The organism is Hyalangium sp. (assembly GCF_035629615.1).
Taxonomy (GTDB): Bacteria; Myxococcota; Myxococcia; order Myxococcales; family Myxococcaceae; genus Hyalangium.
The window spans coordinates 1-19,051 of sequence record NZ_DASPHO010000603.1 but is presented as its reverse complement, the minus strand read 5'-3'; the positions used below and the strand labels follow the sequence as shown (position 1 = coordinate 19,051).

Below are 19,051 nucleotides of genomic sequence, written 5' to 3'. Positions count from 1 at the left end.
GGAGGGCTGGCACACCCCTGTCCTGCGCCGCACCCCGCTGTCCGAGCGCCTGGCGCGCCGAGCCTCCGCCCCGGTGCTCGTGGTGCGCCGCGAGGGAGCGCTGGCGGACTGGGCCCGCGGCCGGCGGCGCCTGGGGGTGATGGTGGGTGTGGATGCCTCGGACGAGGCGGACCTGGCCGTCACCTTCGTGCATGCGCTGCGAGAGGTGGGGCCGTGCGACATCGTCGCCACGTATGTCTGCTCGCCCGCGGAGGAGCGCACGCGGCTGGGCATCCACACGCCGGTGCGCGTGGAGCTGCTGGATCCGGTGGTGCGCGGCATCGAGGCGCTGGATCCCCTGGTGGAGCGCGTGCTCACGCGCGAGGTGCGCGAGCGCCTGGGAGAGGTGCCCGGAGAGGGGAAGGTGGACATCCACCTGGAGCCCGGCTACGGGCGGCGGGATGATCACCTGCTGCACGTGGCGCGCGAGCGCGGGGTGGACCTGGTGGTGGTGGGCAGGCACCAGCGCGCGAGCGTGCACCGGTGGTGGCATGGCTCGGTGTCCCAGGGAGTGCTGCGGCACGCCGAGCAGTCCGTGGTGTGCGTGCCCCCCACGCACCTGAGGCCCCCGCGGCCCGCGCCCCCGCGCCGGGTGCTGGTGCCGGTGGACTTCACCGAGGCGAGCCTCCGGGCCATCGCCCAGGCGCACCTGCTCGTCACCCCGGGCGGCCGCATCCACCTGCTCCACGTGCACCAGCGGCGGCTGGGCGATCCAGAGTGGCTGGACCACTACGGGGTGCTGCCCGAGCCCCCTGGCCAGCAGGAGGAGGTGCTGCGCCAGCTCCATGCGCTGGTGCCGCGGGAGGCGAGCGGGGTGCGCTGGAGCGTGGAGGGCGTGAGCGCCAGCGAGGAGGTGCTCGCCATCTGCCAGGCGGCCGAGCGCGAGGGGGCGGATCTGGTGTGCGTGGGCGCCAAGGAGGGCCACCTGGCCCGGCTGGGAGGGGTGGCCCAGGCGCTCATGGCCCGCTGCCACTGCCCCGTCATGGTCGTCCCCGCGCACGCCGAGGCCAGAGAACCCCCGGGGTGGGGCCCTCCAGGCCTCCACGGACAGTGAATACCTGTTCAGCCCGAGTGCGCGGGCCCGGAAAATCGGCCTGATACAGGCCTGTGGGATTCGACGTCCAACCCGTGAGGGCGTTAGACTGGATGTGACCTGTTTTTCCGGGAAGGAAGGTCTGACGTGCTGATACCCCACGGCTATCGCGAAGAGGAGCTCGTCTCCAACCGCGCGTCCTTGCTGCTCTATGGGGGCACAGAGGAGGAGCGGCGTTCTTGGGCTCAAGAGGCGGCGCACCACTTCGAGCACGAGGGTGAGCTGCTCGAGGTCCGCCAGGCGGCGGAGCTGGTGGAAGCCCTCAAGCGTCCCAGAGGCGTGGTGTTCGTCACGGAGGTGTCCAAGCTGGGGCGGCAGGAGCAGGGCCTCATCCTGCGGTGCCTGCAGATGCAGGAGGAGCGGCCCAAGCTGGTGCTGGGGATGACGGGCTCGGCCGAGGCGGCGCTGGAGCGCGGCACGCTGCGCGAGGATCTGCACTACCGGCTGCACCAGGCGCAGGTGGATCTGGGGGCACCGGGGCTGCGGGAGCTGCTCAAGAAGCGGTGGGCGATGCTGACGGAGCGCCGTGCGGCGAAGGCGGCGGTCGAGCGCGAGGCGGCCGAGCGCGAGCGGCAGGCGGCGGCGGTCCGCAAGCCTGGCTCGGTGACACGGCTGACTCCGCAGCAGCGCAAGGTGCAGCAGTCGGCAAAGGCGTCACCGCGCAAGGCCACCAGCCGCCGCTAGTGCACGGCAGGGCGCCCGGCTCACAGGGGCAGGACGATCAGGTGGTTGTTGCTGCCCGCGTGCGTCCAGCCCATGCGCTCCACGCGCTTCACCACCGAGTCCAGCTCCGTGTAGGCCATCGCCAGCTTGTAGCCGAGTCTCTTCGCCTCCTCACAGCAGGCGAGGATGACGGCATCCAGCGCCTGGCTGCGCTCCTCGCGCTCCAGGCCGGGTGCGGCGACGAGGCCTTCCACCAGCACCATGGAGCTGTCCGTGCGGTACATGAAGCAGGCGGCCTTGCCGGGGACGAAGAAGCCCGTGGGTGGCAGCAGGTCCGGGGGCATCTCATCGCCTCGGGCCTGCATCCAGGCTCGCACCTGCTCGTAGTGAAGCTCGGGGACGTAACGGAGGGGCGTCATCCCCCCAGTCTACGCGACGGCCTGGTTCCTGGAATCGCGGGAGCAGCTCCTCGAGAAGGGGAGGACGCGTCCGGGCCGTGCGCTACCGGCCCGAGTGCGGGTGCTTCTGCCCGCGCTTCACCTTGAACCGCTTGCCAGGCGTCTTCGCCGTCTTCGAGCGCTTCGGCGCCGCGGTCGGCATCGTCTTGCGGCCGGCCTCGCGCGGCTCCACGGGCGGAGCCTCAGGGGTGCGCTCGGCCGTGGCGCGGCGAGCCTTTGAAGGAACGGCCTGCTCACCCACCATGGGCTTCAGGGCAGAGCGGGCCTTGGCCGGGCGCCGGCTCAGCTTCTCCTGGATCTTGTCCACCGTCTTCACCGCGGCCACTGTGGTCTCCACCAGGGCCCGGGCCCCGCGCGTCCCCGCCTTGGCTGCTACCTGGACGCCGCGCGCGCTCACCTTCGATGCGGCCTTCTTCACCTTGTCCACCAGTCCACGCCTGAGTGTCGCCATTCCGTCCTCGTGAGAGAGAAGTTGTTTCGCTCGGGCGAAAGGTAGTCACGCCCCTGCCAGTGGGAAGCGGGGGACAGCTCGCCCGTCTGCTGCCAGACTCGGGGAATGAGCCTGAGTGACTCGCGACTGGAGCTCGTGCAGGGGGACATCACGAAGGTGACGGCGGACGCCATCGTCAACGCGGCCAACTCGGCGCTGGTGGGGGGTGGCGGCGTGGATGGGGCCATCCACCGGGCGGCGGGGCGGGAGCTGCTCGAGGAGTGCAGGACGCTCGGGCGTTGCCCCACGGGCGAGGCCCGCATCACCCAGGGCTACAAGCTGCCCGCGCGGCACGTCATCCACACCGTGGGCCCCGTGTGGCAGGGCGGTGGACGGGGCGAGGCGGGCCAGCTCGCGCGCTGCTACCAGAGCGTCTTCGCGCTGGTGGAGAAGCACGGGCTGCGCACGGTGGCCTTCCCCTCCATCTCCACGGGCGTGTACGGCTACCCCCTCGAGAAGGCCTCGCGCATCGCGCTGCGGGAGATCCGCGCGGCGCTGGAGCGGCTGCCCTCGGTGGAGAAGGTGACGGTGGTGCTCTTCACGCCGTGGGATCTGGAAGTCTACCGGCGGGCGCTGGCCGGCGAGCCCGAGCCGGAGGGTGGACTGGGGAGATGACGCCACCGGAGAGGCGGACGCGGGGGCGCACCTCGCGCTCCCGGCTCCGCGCGCTGGACGCGTACCTGTACCGGTGCGAGCGCGCGCTGCTGGAGCGCCAGGACGGGGAGTGGCGCGAGGCCGCCTTCGTGGATGTGGGCTTCGGCGAGCACCCGTGGACGACGCTGGAGAGCGCCGAGCTGTTCCGGGAGCTCAACCCCACGCTGCCCGTCATCGGCGTGGAGGCGGACGAGGGCCGGGCCGCCGCCGCCGCGCGCCACGAGGAGGCGCTCACCCGGTTTCGCCACGGGGGCTTCGACTGGGCCTCCACGGCGGGGCAGCCGGTGCGGCTCGTGCGGGCGATGAACATCCTGCGCCAGTACCGCGACGAGGACGTGGCGGCGGCGCACGCGGAGCTGGGGAGGGCGCTGCTGCCGGGAGGCCTGGGGGTGGAGGGCAGCACGGACGTGCAGGGCGGCATCACCGTGGCGCACCTGCTGCGGCGGACACCCGAGGGGCTCACCCGCGAGGCGCTGCTCTTCCACACGGACTTCCACCACGGCTTTGCCCCGGTGCTCTTCCGGGACTGGTTGCCCCGGGACTTGCGCCGCCGCGTGCAGCCGGAGGAGCCCATCCACGCCTTCTTCGCCGCGTGGACGGAGGCCTGGCAGCAGGCGCGGGAGCAAGGCGCCTGGGAGCCTCGGAGCGCCTTTCAGCAGAGCGCGCTGCAGCTGGCCGCGTCAGCCGGTGGCGTGAGCGCGGACGCGTGGCTGCTGGAGCGTGGCTACCTGCGATGGCAGCCCTCCGGCGGGGTGCCTCGTCCCCTCTCCATATAGGGATGCGGCGCTGGGCATGGCCCCGGGCTCGGACTCCCGAGCGAAGATGCGGATCCGGCGGACGAGGGAGGCCAGGGGCTCGAACAAGAAGCTCACCAGCCACCAGCAGGGGGCGTAGTCGAGGCGGATCAGCCCGCTCACGCTCCACGGAGAGGCCGAGTAGTCCCAGGGGCACCGGCCGATGGCCGCCACCAGCAGGGCGCCCGCGACGTACTCCACGGTGAAGCACACGGCCATGCCCACCAGCGCCCGAGAGATCCGGCTGATCCGCGCGCGCTCGAGCGCCACCGCGAGGTGCTCGCCCAGCAGCAGGCCCACGCCCCAGATGGGGTGCATCCACAGGTACGAGTAGCCCTTGAGCCGCCAGTCACCCGCGCCGGTGGCCAGATCCACCACCGAGGTGAAGCAGCACTCGATGCACCAGCCCACGAGCCCGTAGACGATGAACCGCCCCAGCAACCCCAGGCGCTGTCCCCCCGTCCCCAACTGCTCCGAGCCACCGCCCCGCCCGCCGCTCATCACTGCCTCCCACGCCTCCGAAGCGTGAGGGAAAATGAGTTCCCATCCCCAAGAACTGCAAGTCGCGGACTTGCGCCAATCCGGAATTGCCGGGCAGACTGTCAACCCCAGTTACCTCTCTTCCCCAATCGCCCGGAGTCGAACACATGTCCGAGGAAGCAAGCCCCGGCAAGAAGCGTGGCCTGAAGCGTCCTATTGAAGTGGTGCGTGCTGAGCTGCTCAAGGACGCTGACACCAAGCGCATCGCCAAGGCGGTAGGCATGGAGCTCGAGGCCTACGTGGAGCTGGTGCTTCAGTACGCCCAGGACAAGGACAAGGAGCCCGTCCTCAGCGTGGTGAGCGACGAGGAGCTGCGCGCCAACGGCTTCAACCCGCCCACCCCCGAGGAGTCCGCCAACCTCCTCATCGCCGCCGCCAAGGGGGAGCTGGGGGTCAGCCAGGAGTTCCAGAAGTCCGAGTTCGAGGCGTCCGCCGGCCCCAAGGGCCCCCCCCTCTCAGATCCTGGGAAGAAGGACAGCTAGGAGCGCGGAGGCGGGGGAAAAATGATCGGGAAAATGAGTGCGCAGGAAACCTTTTCCGCTACCCCCCGATAACTTCTTTGTACTCGCATCCTACTTAAAAAACTTCGAAAGAGAGTTCCACCATGGGTTTCGTCAAGAAGATCGCTAAGGCTGTTGGCGGCATTGCGAAGACGGTTGGCGGCATTGCTGGCAAGGTCGCCGACATCGGCGGCAAGATCATGAGCGTCATCCAGAAGCCCCTGGACCTCCTGACCAAGCCGATCAAGGACATCGCCGGCAAGTTCCTCGACAAGCTCGGGCCCTTCGGCAAGTTCCTGAAGCCGCTGGCCGACAAGCTCATCGACGGCGCCGCGGGCTTCCTCGCGGGCGGCCCCCTGGGCACCCTGGGCACCCTGGGCAAGGTGGCGAAGACGGTGGGCGACGTGGTGAAGATCGCCGAGACCGTGAAGGGCGTGGCGGACAAGGTCGGCGGATTCGCCAACAACCCGCTGGGCCAGCTGAACTTCCAGAACATCATCGCGAACGCGCAGGCTCGGTTCGTGGAGTAGTCGTAAGCGGCGCCTGCTCGAGGCCGTATGACAAGGGTCGGTCCCTTATGCGGGGACTGGCCCTTTGTCGTTTTCAGGCTGTCGTTTCCAGGGGTTAGCCGTTCTCGCGGGCCAGACGCGCCGCGTCACCCAGGAGGCGCTGGAAGGCCTCGTCATCCGCGCTCTCGTAGTAGCCGCGGATCTGCCCGGTGCCATCCACGAGGACGAAGTGGCTGCCGTGGAGGATGCCCATCACGTCGGCCTCGTCCATGGAGTTGCGCTCCATGTGGATCTTGAAGCTGTGGACGACGGTGTCCTTGATGGCGGCGTAGTCGCCGGTGAGGAAGCTCCAGCGTGCGGGCTGGGCGCCATGCTTCTGGGCGTACTCGGCCAGGCGCGCGGGGGTGTCGTAGGTCGGGTCCACCGAGAAGGAGACGAGCTGGAGCCCGGGCCCGAACGGCTCCGTGTCCCTCTGGACGTGGGCCATCTTCCGGGTGAAGGCGGGGCAGACGGTGGGGCAGCGGGTGAAGATGAAGTTGGCGACGTAGGGGTGGCCGCGCAGCTGAGCGGAGCCCCACGGGGAGCCATTCTCCCGGGTGAAGGCGAAGTCCGGCAGGGCGCCGAGCTGGGGCAGGGGGCCGGAGGGGCGGGCGCGCAGCACGCCGAAGGACAGTCCCGCCAGGCCGAGAGCGAAGACGGCGACGCCGAGCCAGAGGGCCGGGTGGCGGAGGAGCGAGGGCTGGGGGGCGGGGGCGGAGGTCTCTGCGGACATAGGGGGCACGGGGCTGAGGCACGGGACAGCTAACGGAAGTGCCTCGGGAGCACAAGGGACGGAGTGACGCGGCGCGGTGGCAGGGGGAGGGGAGCCGGGCCGGGTGGGCCCGTGAGCGAGCAGCCGGGCTCCGCGCGGAAGGGGCCGGGCCTTGGCGGCGCTTGAGGGGAGAGAGGGGGCATGGTAGCCGGTGAGACTTGCCGATGCCCTGTGTCCGTCCCTCCCACGGTGCCGCAGCGGTCCTCTCTTATAAGGAGGGGGCCACGAGGCGCGAGCCGCGTGCACAGAGCGCCTCGCGGCGGGCCCTGAAGCGAGGACTCACTCGGCTCGTGGCGGTGCTGAGCGTGGTGCTGGGCCTGCTGCCCGCGTGGGCGTGGGCGTGTCCGACATGCGTGGCGCGGGCTCCGGAGTCCGCCGGGCGCTCCGCGCTGTTGGTGGGCGCCCTCCTGCTGGTGCCGTTCCTGCTGGTGGCCCTCGGCGTGTGGGCGGCGGTGCGGGCAGCGCGAGGTGACGCGAAGAGGAGCTCGTGATGGACACCTCCACGCTGGCGCTGCCCGAGGATGTGAGCGCGCACGGCCATCACATCGACTCGCTGCTGGCGCTGAGCCACCGCTTCGACCTGGTGCTGGCGGTGCTGATGCTGGGGGTGCTGGCGCTCTTCCTGTGGCGCTACCGAGGGCCGCGGAAGGTGGCGGCGGATGGAGGGACAGTGCGCAGCCGGGCGGTGGTGATGGTGGCGGCGCTGACCATTTTCGGCGTGGTGGACGGGACGCTCTTCGCGCGCTCGCTGGGGTACCTGGACGACGTGCTGTGGAACTTCGAGGTGCCGGCGGGGCACCCGGGCACGGTGCGCGTGGAAGTGAACGCGCGGCAGTGGGCGTGGGAGGTGCGGTACGCGGGGGAGGATGGGCGCTTCAACACGGCGGATGACGTGGTGACGTGGAGCGACCTGCGGGTTCCAGTAGGCGTGCCGGTGTGGGTGCAGCTGGCGTCCACGGATGTGGTGCACGGCTTCTCGCTGCCGAACTTCCGGGTGAAGCTGGACGCCATCCCGGGCCGGGTGAACCAGACCTGGTTCCAGGCGGCGCGAGAGGGCACGTGGGAGGTGGCGTGCTACCAGCACTGCGGCACGAGCCACTACAAGATGCGGGGCACGGTGACGGCCATGTCCCCGGAGGCCTACGCGGTGTGGCTGCGCGAGGCGGGGCGGCAGGCGGCGCGGGCGTATGACGCCTCGGATGCGGCGGCCCACTGGGGCTGGGAGTGGAGGCCCACGCCGTGAGGCTCTTCTCCACGGATCATAAGCAAGTGGCGCGGCAGTTCCTCTGGGCGGGGCTGGGGTTCCTGCTGCTGGGCGGACTGCTGGCGATGCTCATCCGCTGGCAGTGGGCCTTTCCGGGGCGTGCGGTGCCGGGGCTCGGGTGGGCGCTGCCGAGCTCGGGTGGAGCCCTCACCCCGCCGGCGTACGCGGGCGTCTTCACGATGCACGGGCTGCTGATGGTGTTCTTCGCCATCTCCCCGCTGCTGATCGGCGCGCTGGGCAACTTCGTGATTCCGCTGGCGGTGGGCGCGCGGGGGATGGCGTTCCCGCGGCTGTCGGCGCTGAGCTTCTGGGTGTTCGCGACGGGTGGGGTGCTGGTGCTGGCGTCCTTCGGGGTGCGGCTGGGGACGGCGAGCGCGGCGTGGACGAGCTACCCGCCGCTGTCCACGCACGTGTTCACCCCGGGGGTGGGGCAGACGCTGGTGATGGTGGGGGTGGTGTGCGCGGCGGTGTCGTCATTCCTGGGCGCGGTGAACTACGTGGTGACGGTGGTGCGGTGCCGGGCGCCGGGGATGACGTGGGCGCGGCTGCCGCTGACGGTGTGGGGACTGTTCCTCACGTCGGTGCTCAACCTGCTGTTCATCCCGGTGGTGGCGGCGGCGACGGGGCTGGTGCTGTTGGACAGGCTGGCGGGCACGCGCTTCTTCCTCGAGGGCGCGGCGCTGGCGCCGGGCAGCGGGGGAGACCCGATGCTGTACCAGCACCTGTTCTGGCTGTTCGGGCACCCGGAGGTCTACATCCTCATTCTGCCGGGGTGGGGGATCATCGGAGACCTGGTGGCCTTCTTCAGCCGGCGGCCGGCGCACGGGTACCGGGGCACGGTGCTGGCCATGAGCACGGTGTGCGCGCTGTCCGGGCTGGTGTACGCGCACCACCTCTTCACGAGCGGGCTCTCGCCGATGCTGGGGCGGGCCTTCAGCACGCTGACGCTGATCATCTCGCTGCCGTCCACGGTGCTGTTCCTCAACTGGCTGGCGACGCTGTTTCGCGGGAGCGTGCGGCTGACGGCGCCGCTGCTGGCGGCGGTGGGGGCGATGGTGGTGTTCGGGCTGGGAGGCATTACGGGGCTGGCGCTGGGGACGGTGGCCACGGACATTCCGCTGCACGGGACGATGTGGGTGGTGGGGCACTTCCACCTGACGATGGGGGCGGCGAGCTTCCTGGCGGTGTTCGCGGGGCTGTACTTCTGGTTCCCGAAGATGTTCGGGCGGACGCTGCACGTGGGGCTGTCGAAGACGCACGTGGTGGCCAGCGCGGTGCTCTTCGTGTGCGTGTTCGGCGGGCAGCTGCTGACGGGGTACGCGGGGCAGCTGCGGCGGTTGTATGACCCGTACCAGTACACCTTCCTGAAGCACCTGCTGGAGCTGAACCAGTGGACGAGCTTCGCGGCGTTCGCGCTGGGGCTGACGCAGGTGCTGTTCCTGGTGAACCTGGTGTGGACGCTGCGCAAGGGGCCGGCGGCGGAGGCGAACCCGTGGCAGGTGGGGACGCTGGAGTGGACGTGCGCGCCGAGCCCGCCGCCTCCGGACAACTACCCGCAGGTGCCGGTGGTGGTGCGCGGGCCGTACGCGCTCTCGCAGCCGGAGGGGTTCGAGTTTCTGGGGCGTGACTGGATCGGCCAGGCGGAGGAACTGCCCGCGGTGGCGAGCGGCGCGGGGGAGCTCAAGGCGGAGCGGCCCGAGCCGGTGCCGAGCGTGGGAGGGACGGCATGACGCCCGTGGAGACGCCCGCTCCCTCTGGGCGAACGGATGCGGGGACGGACTGGTTCGGCGTGGTGGTGGCGCTGAGCGCGTGGGCGATGTTCTTCGCGGCGCTGGCGTTCTCCGTGGGCTACCTGCGGATGAGGGACCCATGGCCGCTGGCGGGGATGCCGCCGCTGCCGAGGATCCTCCCGGCGGTGGCGGTGCTGCTGCTCGGGGTGGCGGCGGCGCTGCTGCACGTGGGTGGGCGCGGGGCGCGGGTGGCGCTCTGGACGGTAGGCGCGCTGGGGGCGATGGTGGGCTCGCTGGCGGTGCAGGGCTTCGTGGTGAGCACGCTGTGGAGCGCGGGGCTGAAGCTGCCGCAGGGTGGCGCGTATGCGTCCGCGGTGTACGGGCTGGGAGCGCTGCACGGCGCGCACGTGGCCGGCGGACTCGTGGGGCTGGTGCGAGAGCTGGTGCGAGGGGTGCGAGGCGTGGAGGTGCGAGGCGCGATCCGGCTCTGGGCGCTCTACGGAGTCTTCCTGACGGTGACGGGGCTGGTCCTCTTCGCGGTGGTGTACCTGCCATGAACGCGATGCGCGCACGGCTCAGGCTGCTCCGAATGCTCGGAGTGTTCGGGGTCCTCGTGGCCCTTGGGGTGGGCTGCAGCTCCTCGCAGACACCGAAGCTCGAGCCGCTGAAGCTGGGCGACGGGCGCACGGTGGCAGCGGAGACGCTGGAGCGGGGGCGGGACGTGTACGCGTACTACTGCATGTCCTGCCACGGCGAGCGAGGGGATGGGCAGGGGCCAGCGGCGGTGGGGATGCGTCCTCCTCCGCGGAGCTTCCGGCAGGGGCTGTTCAAGTTCGGCGGGGTGGCGGCGGGCGAGCTGCCGACGGACGCGGCGCTGAAGCGCACGGTGCGGCGAGGGCTGCACGGCACGCCGATGCTCTCTTGGGATGTGCCGGAGGCGGACGCAGAGGCGGTGGTGCAGTACCTGAAGACGTTCAGCCCGCGCTGGCAGCAGGAGGCGCCGGGGCAGCCGCTGGAGGTGCCAGCGGATCCGTGGAAGGGCCGCGAGGCGGAGGCGGTGGAGCGTGGCAAGGCGGTGTACCATGTGGCGGGGAAGGGGCATGCGGGGTGCTCGGGGTGCCACATCTCCTATCTGCCGAAGCCGGAGCTGGAGGCGCTGACGGAGCAGGTGACGGGGCGGAAGGTGGACTTGAGCAAGGCGGACCCGTACACGCAGCTGGCGAGGGACTCGGACTACGCGGTGGCGGTGGACGACAAGGGCGAGCCGTCGCAGATGGCGAAGGTGCTGCCGCCGGACTTCCTGATGCACCGGCTGCGGACGGTGTGGCCGACAGACGAGCGGGTGGAGGGTGCGGAGTACACGCTGGAGCAGCAGCGGGAGGACCTCTACCGCGTCATCGCCGGGGGCGTGGGCGGCGCGGCGATGCCGACGTGGAAGGGCGCCATCCCCGACGAGAACTTGTGGGCGCTCGCGCACTACGTGCAGACGCTGGTGAACCAGCGGGACACGCGCGAGGGCCGTGCGCTGAAGCAGAGACTGCTCAATCCGGCGAAGTGAACTGCTCGGGGCCGAGCAGCCCCGCCTGATCGAGGATCTGCCGAACCTGACTGGCCAGCTCTACATGGGCGGGGTTGTCCACGGTGAAGCGCTCGGGAGTGAGGGTGATGAGGGTGCCCAGGTCCTCCACAGGCTCGACACGCACGGGAGCGGGGAGGGGAGGAACGGTGCCGCGGCGGCGGGAGAGGTAGGTGACCCAACCCACGAGCACGGGCGGCAGCTTGTCCGGCATGAACGTGTCCCGGTAGGTCTCGGACATGACGACGCCCCGGTCGGGCTCCCAGGCAAGCGCCATGGCTCGCAGCGCTTGGGTCATCGTGGAGGCCGTCACGACTCGTTCACCGACTCGACTGTCTTCGGGTATCGGTGGTTCGAGGACGCAGACATTCGGTGTAAAGCGCGAAGCATGACCACAAGAGAAGTGGGTCATGGTGGCGTCAGAGAACTGAGAATCCGCTCCGCGGTGTTCACCATTCCAAAGACCGAGGAAGTAGCCTTCCAGCAATCGATGCTTCTTGAGTGCGAACAAAGCCTCGAAGGCGGATGCAGTCGGAACGAGGAGAGACGCGAGGGACTCCTCAAGAGTATCAGCCTTGCCAAACCAATGGCTCCAAGTGGAGTCCAGCGGAGCAACGAGTCGAAGGTAGCGCTCCGCGCGCCGGGCGCATTCCTCCGCCGACTCCTTGCGACCGCGCCAGTAGACGCCTGCATAGTACTTCTCTGCCACGTGTTGCTCCGCCCTCACGGCTGTACAGGAGCGTGGATGACTTCGATACTCTCCAGGTTGCTCCGGCGAAAAAGCGTCCGCAAATAGTCCGCGAACTTCTTCTCTGCAATGAGCCAGCGGACAGGCAGGCCCCTTGAGGCGCTCCATTGCCTGGTAGCCTGAATGAGCATCTTGTCACCTCCCGTGAAGAACGGCAGTGGCTTCAACTTGCCATCGATGAACTTGGCGAGGTTGGCTCCTTTGGCCTCCAGCAGGACGCCGTTCACGAAGCCATCGAAATCTACGTAGTCACTGGGCCCCGGCCCGAAGAAGACGCGGTAGACCCAGCCGGGAGGAGTCCCTGTCACCTGGAGCTGATAGCGCAGGGCGTCCTCGGACATGCCTTCGGCCTTCTGCACCCACTTGCCAGGGCCTCCCACGGGTGGCGGCCTGCCCTTGCCGCCCCAGCCACCTCCAGCCCCTGTGACGTTGGCCATCAGGGTTGCCGTGTGGAGGATGTAGACAGCGCTGGCCCCTGTCCCCACGGCGGTGACGAGCTGCCCCGCGGGCACGGCCACCATGCGCAGGACCAGCACCCCTTCTCCCGAGAGTGACAGCACGGGAACACCGAGCCGGCCCAACGTGCTGCCCGCGGAGAGGGCTCGGGAGCCTCCCGCGCCTGCGGTGCCACAGGTGATGAGCACCTGGGTGAGCAGGCGCGAGACAGAGCGCACCTGCCCCCCATGGGACATGGCCCGGAAGTGCTCCCAATACTGGGGGGAGTTCTCAATGAGAGCGCGCACGGCCTGGGGCACCTTTGCCAACCCCTCGAGGCTCTCGACAGGATGCATGACGAGGTTGACGAGGCCGGTGATGGAATCCACCACTGCCAGCCCAGCACCTTCCGCCATGGGGCCCAGAGTGTCTTCCTCGGGTGCGTACACCCCGGCGACCCGCGCGTCGAGGTGGATGTCCAGGCTGTGGTCCACGGCATAGAGGACCTGGCCTCGAGGTCTGTAGAAGGGCCCGACCTCGAAGCCCTCGGCGCGCAGGGCACCGTTGACGAACTCCACCTCTCCGATCTGCTGGACGGCGCGGCCGGTGGTGGCTCGAACGAGGAAACCATCAGGCCGCAGGACCAGCAGAGGGTGGAAGCGGCGCATGCGCGCGTGTAGCTCCTTGCGCGAGACCGGAGTGCCTTCCTGAACGACTTCCCACAGCAGGAGCGCGGCCATGCGCCAAGGACCGAAGTCACGCAGGGGCACCTCCGCCGCCAAGAGCCAGGAGAGCAGGTGTGCCGCATCCTCGGGAGTGAGCTGGCGTCCATCCTTGGGCAGCACGTGGGGAGGGACACCGCCACGGGCCAGGAGTCCTTGGAAGTAGTCCGTATCGATGAGCGAGGAGTCGATGGGGCCCAGCGGGTCCCGAGTAGCTTGAGACGAGTGCCTGCGTGTCCGCGAGTCCGAGGAAGAGGAGGGAGGAGCAGGCCGGTGGCGGCTGGCCGAATCCGCGAAGAGCTCACCGCCATGCGTGCTCGCGGTGCAGCTGGTGAGCAGCACGAGAGCAGCCAGCACCAGCACGGGCTGGAGAGCCACGGTGGGGCGGTCGGACATGCAGGACCTCACACGGTGGAGGGGCGATGGGCGCTGGGGGTAAGCGCTCGAGGACTACGCGGTGGCTGTGGGGAAGGCGGGGTCCACTTCACGAATCATCGGGTCAGCCATCCTTTGACTCGAGGAGGCAGGAATTCAGGGGACGCCTTCATGAAGGCGAGCAGGCTCTCGCTCGAAAGGAGCTCCACACGGGATGCAGGCCCGGCGTAGCGCCCTGTTGTAGAGAAAGCGAACGCTTGGTGATGGCTCCCCGCCGCTTTCGCGAGCCGGTCCAGATCAACGGTGCTCGAGCCTGTCTTGATCTGGACGACCGCCTGCTCATGCGTGGTCCGGTGAATGAGGACGTACTCGTACGCCGCGCTGTCAGTCCTTCGTGAGCCGGGCAGCACGAGGAAGTCGCGCTTGACCTGCAGGTACACGAAGACGAGGTCCTCCACATCGAAAGGATCCAAGTGAGACCGCAGGATTTCGGCAGGCGTGGGTGCCGGCACACGCTCAGGGCGAGCAAGCAACTTGTCGAAAAGCCGGTGCGAGTATGCTCGCGCGTTCTCGTCGTGGATTCGGCTGAAGCTGGAGCCGCGCTGGCTGAAACAACGAACGACGGCTCCTGGAACTTCGCTGGAGAGGAGCTTCGCTCGTGCCCAGCGGGTCTCCCGGACCTGATGGCAATCGAGGCGTTCGGCCGTGCTGGAGTCGTCGTATCTCCAGGGCCCCACCAGCTCACCGATGCGATAGGTGCCATCAGTGTGCAAGGTCCAGACAAGGGACCCCATTGGAGCGTTGGCAAAGCGCTCAACGGTCTGGCGGCCACGGCGATCATACTCTGCTTCGACTCGGGCCAAGACTTCTTCGAGAGCGTCGCTCTTGCGAACGCCCCACCCGACAGCGGAGAGCCCCAGGGTCAGACAGTGCTCGACCTGCTCATCGTGCGGGACGCCTCCTTCCTTCTGGGAACGAAGCGGCAACCTCCAGATGTCGGGCAGGCTGAAGTCAGTCATCGCGCTCCGTTTTTAGCGTGCTCTGCGGCCAGGGGATCAGCAAATGGGGTTCATTTCACGGCTCTGTCAGTGGCCGGAGACTTGAGCGGAGGGCCTGGTCGGCGGCGCCAGGCACGAACCTGTATGACAACCAGACAGGTTCCGCCAGACCGCTCCCGGCAGCCACAGACTCGGTCCATTCTCAAGCGGATCGGGTGTCTTTCCACATAAGCGGACGCCGCTGGTGACACCCTGCATGTGCATGGGGGCTCCCCTCGTCTATCGCTCCTCTGAAGTTGCCGGAGGAGTCGGTACGAGGGCCGGGTGGTAGCAGCGGCCTCCCCATTCGTGCTCTCCCTCTCGGCAGGGCGGGGTTGCCTCTGGACGCCCCCACCAGCAGACGCCGTTGATCTCCACCGAGCCTCGTTGCTTGCACGGGGCCCGCGCCTGCCCTGGCAGCGGCTTCTTCGCCATCTCGACGGTGAGAGCCTCCCAGGTTGGCTCGGGCTGCTCCGCGTGCGCGCCCATCAACACTTCTCTTGCCAGTGAGGTGCCCGCATCCTCCCCGCCTTCCGCCCGCTCCGGACGAGAGAGGTCCTCCGGTGGCCCCAGGGACGCTTGCGGCTCAAAGGGCCTCGAGCCGTGAAGCATCAGCGCCGTCGCCAGCCCCACCCCTGCGGTGACCCCCGCCACCGCGCTGAGCCAAGGCCGCCCTGCCCGAGCAGGACGCGACGGGGAACGCCGGCGCTTGCGCCCTGCAGGAGCCACACGGGCTCGCGGCAGGACAGGCTCATCCGCGTGGCGTCCGGCCGACCTCACCGACTCCTCCAGCGCCTGGGCCACTTGCTCCGCACTCCCGCGCGCCGAGGACTGCTCCGACAGCAACTGGCGGATGAGCCCAGCCAGCTCCGGGCTCACGGTGGCCCACTTCTCAGGCGGCTCGGACTCCAGCGTGGGAGAAGAGGAATCCCACTCCAGAACCTCAGGGGGCACCGGTGGCGGCGGGTAGGCGCCCGTGACGAGGCGGTAGGCCGTCACGCCCAGCGCATAGAGGTCATCGGCGGGTCCAGGCTTGTAGCTTGCGCCGGGTGTCCTCCAGTAGCGCCAGTGGAAGAGCAGGGCCTCGGGGCTGAGGTAGCCGGGCGTTCCTGGCGGCAGCACCTCGCGCGTGAGGGGAGGCGCCCCCCGGAAGTCCCCAGCGCCGAAGTCGATCAGCATGGGATGGGAGTCTTCAGGCCGCACCAAGACATTGTCTCCCTTGACGTCGCGGTGCACGGCTCCCACGCCATGGGTGGCAGCCAGCGCCCGGGCCAGCGGCGCCAGCACCGTCATCATCTGCCGCGTGCTGAGCACCCGGCCGTGCGCCCAAGCATACAGGGACTGACCCTCGATCCACTCCATCACGAGGAACGGGAAGGGCCCGGCGGGGTGCTCCCACAGGCCGGAGTCGTAGAGCAGAGGCACATGCGGGTGGCGGACTCGGCGCAGCAGCTCCGCCTCGCGCGGGAAGCGCGGATCCATGGGGTGGAGCGCGAGTTTGAGCGCAAAGGGGCCCGAGCCAGGCTGCTGGAGTGGCTCGGCGCGGTAGACGCTGCCGTAGGCGCCCCCGCTGCGCAGCCCGAGCAGTCTCCAGGCTCCTATCTCACTCATGCCCCAGGGCGAGAAAACCTGCACGAGCGCTTCAGTGGAGGGGCGGGTAGCCATGAGATTCCTCGGGCGCAGTGGCACGCCCTGCGCGCCCGGCACTCTACCCTATAGGTAGGGCAGTGCCCGAGGACAGTGCTCCAGCAGTGCTTGCGCAACGCCTCCAAGGCTCCGTGGGCGCGCACCGGGCCACCGCTGCATCAGGAGTGCATCGAAGCCATGGCGCAGCAAGCGACGAGAGAGGTCTGACGTCCACTCCCTACCTGTGAGGCCGGTATGTTCACTTCCGCTCCATGCCACCCCGTATGTCTGCACGGCAGGACGGCCCACATCGGAGCAGCCGAGCCCCACCTGAAGATTGGATGGCCTGTCCATCGCCGACAGTTCGCAGGCGGCAGTCGCCAACCCGTCCGTGGGTTCTGCTAAGCCTGTGCACCGCCGTCATGAGGATCCCGCTCACGCCCTCAGCACCGCAGCCGTCAGGCGCCGGGACGCCCCCAAGCGGCGACCCGAAGTTCGATCCGTGGCTGGACAGCATCACCGACGGCATCGTCTCGGTGGACCGTGACTGGCGCGTCACCTACCTCAATGTCGTCACCGAGCGGCTGGCGGGCCGCTCGCGCGATCTGCTGCTGGGCAAGGAGCTGTGGGCGGAGCTGCCGGAGCTGAACCAGACGCACTTCGCCGAGGCCTTCCGCCAGGCCATGGCCACCGGGAACCAGGCCACCCTTACGGACTACTACCCGCCCACGGACTCGTGGTTCGAGGTCCGGGTGTTCCCCTCGAGCGCCGGGCTGGTGCTGATCATCCGGGACATCACCGAGATGCGCCAGGCGGAGGTGGAGCGGCTGCGGCTGCTGGCCGCCGAGCGCTCCGCCCGCGAGCAAGCCGAGCGCACCGCGGACCGGCTCATGCGCCTGCAGGAGCTCACGGCGCAGCTCGCCGCGGCGCGCTCTCCGGAAGAGGTGATGTCCGTCGCGGTGGAGCACATCATGGCCTCGGTGGGCGCGAGCATGGCCACGGTGGGCCTGCCCGTCGAGGCGCAGCCCGTGCTGCGCACGGTGGCCTACAGCGGCGGGTCGCGGCAGCTGTACCGGGACTTCCAGCTCATGCCGCTGGAGGCGCCCCGGCCCCTGGCGGCGGCGTACCGCACCGGCCAGCCCGAGTGGCTCGAGTCCCCCGAGGTCCTGGCCGCGCGCTACCCGGACCTGGCGCAGTTCACGCGGGGGCAGACGCCCGCGCGCTCGGTGGCGAGCATCCCCATGGTGGTGGAGGGCAAGGTGACCGGCGTGCTGGCGCTGTGCTTCCCCGAGCCCCGCGCCTTCTCGGGGGAGGACCGCGAGTTCCTGCTGGCGCTGACGCGGCACTGCGCGCTGGCGATGGAGCGCTCACGGCTGCTGGTGGAGGTGGAGGCCCAGCGCGCCCGGCTCGAGGAGCTGGTGATGCGCGCTCCGGCGGTGATGTCCGTCACGCGAGGCCCCGAGCACCGCTACGTGCTCTGCAACCCGCGCTACCGGCACCTGCTGGGCGGGCGGGACGTGACGGGGCTCACCGCGCGCGAGGCCCAGCCGGAGATGGAGGGCCAGGGCATCTTCGAGATCATGGATCGGGTGTTTGCCACGGGAGAGCCCTTCGTGGGCAAGGAGCTCCCGGTGAGCCTGGGCGGGCGCGGCGGAGCTGTGCCCACGGCGGAGAACTACTTCGACTTCGTGTACCAGCCGCTGCGGGACTCGGAGGGGCGGGTGGAGGGCATCGCCTCGTTCGCCTTTGAGGTGACGGACCAGGTGCTGGCGCGGCGCACGGTGGAGGAGCTGCTGCGGGACATGGTGCGCAGCGAGGAGCGCTTCCGCGCCTTCCTCACCTCCACCTCGGAGATCATCTGGGACATGCCGCCCGAGGGCGAGTTCACCGCGGATCAGCCGGGCTGGCGGGCCTTCACGGGGCAGGCGCGCGAGCAGCTCCTGGGCTGGGGGTGGCTGGAGGCGGTGCACCCGGAGGATCGCGAGGCGATAGAGCGGGAGTGGCGCCAGTCGGTCGCGGAGCGCACGCCCTTCCAGGGCGAGGTGCGGCTGCGGCGCCATGATGGGGAGTACCGCCACATGCAGGTGCGCGCGGTGCCGGTGCTGGAGCTGGACGGGGCGGTGCGCGAGTGGGTGGGCATCCACCGGGACATCACCCGGCAGCGAGAGGACGAGGCGGAGCGGGCGCGGCTGCTCTTGCGCGAGCAGCACCACCGGGCGCAGCTGCAGGGGTTGGCGCAGGCGTCGCTGGCCATCGGGCAGGCGCCGTCGCTGGACAGGGTGCTGCAGGTCATCACAGAGCAGGCGCGGGAGCTGATCGGCGCTCACCAGTCGGTCACCAGCATGACGACGGGGGAGGACTGGGCGCAGGCGATTCATACCGTCTCTCTCTCGGACAAGTACGCGGCGTGGCGCGAGTCCTCGGCCTGGGTGGACGGCACGGGCCTCTCCGCGGAGGTGCGCCCGAGCAACCGGCCGGCGCGGATGACGCAGGAGGAGCTGGAGGCGCACCCGGCGTGGCGGAGCTTGGGAGCGCAGGTGAAGGCGCACCCGCCCATGCGGGGGTGGCTGGCGGCGCCGCTGGTGGGCCGCAACGGGCGCAACCTGGGGTTGATCCAGCTGTCGGATCGGTACGAGGGCGAGTTCACGGCGGAGGACGAGGCCATCCTGGTGCAGCTGGCGCGGCTGGCGGCGGTGGCCCTGGAGAACGCGCGGCTGATCGCGGAGTCCCAGGCAGCCAACCGGGCCAAGGACGAGTTCCTGGCGGTGATGAGCCACGAGCTGCGCACTCCGCTGACGGCGGTGCTGGGCTGGACGCAGATGCTGCGCGGCCGGAAGGACGATCCGGCGATGAGGGAGAAGGGGCTGGAGGTCATCGAGCGCAACGCGCGCTCGCTGGCGCAGCTCATCGAGGATGTGCTGGATGTGTCGCGCATCCTCACGGGGAAGCTGACGCTGCAGCGGAAGGCGGTGGAGCTGGCGGGGGTG

At 69.7% G+C, this 19,051-nt stretch carries 20 protein-coding genes; 12 read left to right on the top strand and 8 right to left on the bottom strand.

Features of this window, described 5'->3' with window-relative positions; genetic code table 11:
* Both VD972_RS30525 and VD972_RS30520 read left to right on the top strand, forming a co-directional pair.
* Positions 1–1,093, top strand: a 1,093-nt coding sequence (locus VD972_RS30525) for a universal stress protein (protein ID WP_324992298.1), incomplete at its 5' end; no start/stop codon positions are given.
* Positions 1,094–1,222: 129 nt separating this feature from the next.
* On the top strand, positions 1,223–1,816 hold the full coding sequence (locus VD972_RS30520; protein WP_414654154.1) for a Fis family transcriptional regulator: 594 nt from the start codon (positions 1,223–1,225) through the stop codon (positions 1,814–1,816).
* A 20-nt stretch (positions 1,817–1,836) separates the two neighbouring features.
* Here the strand turns inward: VD972_RS30520 and VD972_RS30515 are convergent, their stop codons facing one another.
* Positions 1,837–2,214: a hypothetical protein gene (locus tag VD972_RS30515; RefSeq protein ID WP_324992296.1), complete on the bottom strand. Its 378-nt coding sequence runs from the start codon at positions 2,212–2,214 to the stop codon at positions 1,837–1,839.
* Between the two features lie 82 nt (positions 2,215–2,296).
* A complete protein-coding gene (locus tag VD972_RS30510; protein ID WP_324992295.1) occupies positions 2,297–2,704 on the bottom strand; it encodes a hypothetical protein in 408 nt (135 codons plus the stop codon).
* A gap of 105 nt (positions 2,705–2,809) precedes the next feature.
* On the opposite strand from VD972_RS30510, the gene VD972_RS30505 reads away from it, so the two are divergent.
* Complete coding sequence (locus tag VD972_RS30505) at positions 2,810–3,358, top strand: O-acetyl-ADP-ribose deacetylase (RefSeq protein WP_324992294.1); 549 nt, start codon at positions 2,810–2,812, stop codon at positions 3,356–3,358.
* A complete protein-coding gene (locus tag VD972_RS30500) occupies positions 3,355–4,173 on the top strand; it encodes a methylase (RefSeq protein WP_324992293.1) in 819 nt (272 codons plus the stop codon). Before VD972_RS30505 ends, VD972_RS30500 begins: the two co-directional genes overlap by 4 nt.
* Here VD972_RS30500 and VD972_RS30495 read toward each other — a convergent pair.
* The gene (locus VD972_RS30495) at positions 4,078–4,692 is read right to left on the bottom strand and encodes a putative ABC transporter permease (RefSeq protein WP_324992292.1); all 615 of its coding nucleotides are present in this window, start codon (positions 4,690–4,692) and stop codon (positions 4,078–4,080) included. The two genes, VD972_RS30500 and VD972_RS30495, sit on opposite strands and share 96 nt — an antisense overlap.
* A gap of 146 nt (positions 4,693–4,838) precedes the next feature.
* Between VD972_RS30495 and VD972_RS30490 the strand changes: the two genes are divergently transcribed.
* Together VD972_RS30490 and VD972_RS30485 are read left to right on the top strand one after the other, a co-directional pair.
* A complete protein-coding gene (locus VD972_RS30490) occupies positions 4,839–5,213 on the top strand; it encodes a hypothetical protein (protein WP_324992291.1) in 375 nt (124 codons plus the stop codon).
* 122 nt (positions 5,214–5,335) lie between these two features.
* Positions 5,336–5,761 (top strand): hypothetical protein, encoded by a 426-nt coding sequence (locus VD972_RS30485; RefSeq protein WP_324992290.1) that lies wholly within the window; start codon positions 5,336–5,338, stop codon positions 5,759–5,761.
* 94 nt (positions 5,762–5,855) lie between these two features.
* On the opposite strand, the gene VD972_RS30480 is transcribed toward VD972_RS30485, so the two are convergent.
* Positions 5,856–6,512: an SCO family protein gene (locus VD972_RS30480; protein WP_324992289.1), complete on the bottom strand. Its 657-nt coding sequence runs from the start codon at positions 6,510–6,512 to the stop codon at positions 5,856–5,858.
* Between the two features lie 329 nt (positions 6,513–6,841).
* On the opposite strand from VD972_RS30480, the gene VD972_RS30475 reads away from it, so the two are divergent.
* The 5 genes from VD972_RS30475 to VD972_RS30455 are packed head-to-tail and all read left to right on the top strand — an operon-like array spanning position 6,842 to position 11,103.
* A complete protein-coding gene (locus VD972_RS30475; protein WP_324992288.1) occupies positions 6,842–7,042 on the top strand; it encodes a hypothetical protein in 201 nt (66 codons plus the stop codon).
* Positions 7,042–7,794, top strand: coding sequence for a cytochrome C oxidase subunit II (locus VD972_RS30470; RefSeq protein ID WP_324992287.1), 753 nt, complete (start codon positions 7,042–7,044; stop codon positions 7,792–7,794). Before VD972_RS30475 ends, VD972_RS30470 begins: the two co-directional genes overlap by 1 nt.
* Positions 7,791–9,545, top strand: coding sequence for a cytochrome c oxidase subunit I (locus VD972_RS30465; protein WP_324992286.1), 1,755 nt, complete (start codon positions 7,791–7,793; stop codon positions 9,543–9,545). Before VD972_RS30470 ends, VD972_RS30465 begins: the two co-directional genes overlap by 4 nt.
* Positions 9,542–10,102, top strand: a complete 561-nt coding sequence (locus VD972_RS30460; RefSeq protein WP_324992285.1) for a cytochrome C oxidase subunit III — start codon at positions 9,542–9,544, stop codon at positions 10,100–10,102. Before VD972_RS30465 ends, VD972_RS30460 begins: the two co-directional genes overlap by 4 nt.
* The gene (locus tag VD972_RS30455) at positions 10,099–11,103 is read left to right on the top strand and encodes a cytochrome c (RefSeq protein ID WP_324992284.1); all 1,005 of its coding nucleotides are present in this window, start codon (positions 10,099–10,101) and stop codon (positions 11,101–11,103) included. The genes VD972_RS30460 and VD972_RS30455 overlap by 4 nt, the downstream gene beginning before the upstream one ends.
* Here VD972_RS30455 and VD972_RS30450 read toward each other — a convergent pair.
* From VD972_RS30450 to VD972_RS30435, 4 genes are all read right to left on the bottom strand, one after another.
* Positions 11,087–11,830, bottom strand: a complete 744-nt coding sequence (locus tag VD972_RS30450; protein WP_324992283.1) for an immunity 52 family protein — start codon at positions 11,828–11,830, stop codon at positions 11,087–11,089. The two genes, VD972_RS30455 and VD972_RS30450, sit on opposite strands and share 17 nt — an antisense overlap.
* A 14-nt stretch (positions 11,831–11,844) precedes the next feature.
* Positions 11,845–13,422, bottom strand: coding sequence for a Tox-REase-5 domain-containing protein (locus tag VD972_RS30445; RefSeq protein ID WP_324992282.1), 1,578 nt, complete (start codon positions 13,420–13,422; stop codon positions 11,845–11,847).
* A gap of 95 nt (positions 13,423–13,517) precedes the next feature.
* Entirely contained in the window at positions 13,518–14,420 is a 903-nt protein-coding gene (locus VD972_RS30440; RefSeq protein ID WP_324992281.1) for a hypothetical protein, read from the bottom strand.
* Between the two features lie 258 nt (positions 14,421–14,678).
* Positions 14,679–16,049, bottom strand: coding sequence for a serine/threonine-protein kinase (locus tag VD972_RS30435; RefSeq protein WP_324992280.1), 1,371 nt, complete (start codon positions 16,047–16,049; stop codon positions 14,679–14,681).
* Positions 16,050–16,486: 437 nt separating this feature from the next.
* On the opposite strand from VD972_RS30435, the gene VD972_RS30430 reads away from it, so the two are divergent.
* Positions 16,487–19,051, top strand: a 2,565-nt coding sequence (locus VD972_RS30430) for a PAS domain-containing protein (RefSeq protein ID WP_324992279.1), incomplete at its 3' end; no start/stop codon positions are given.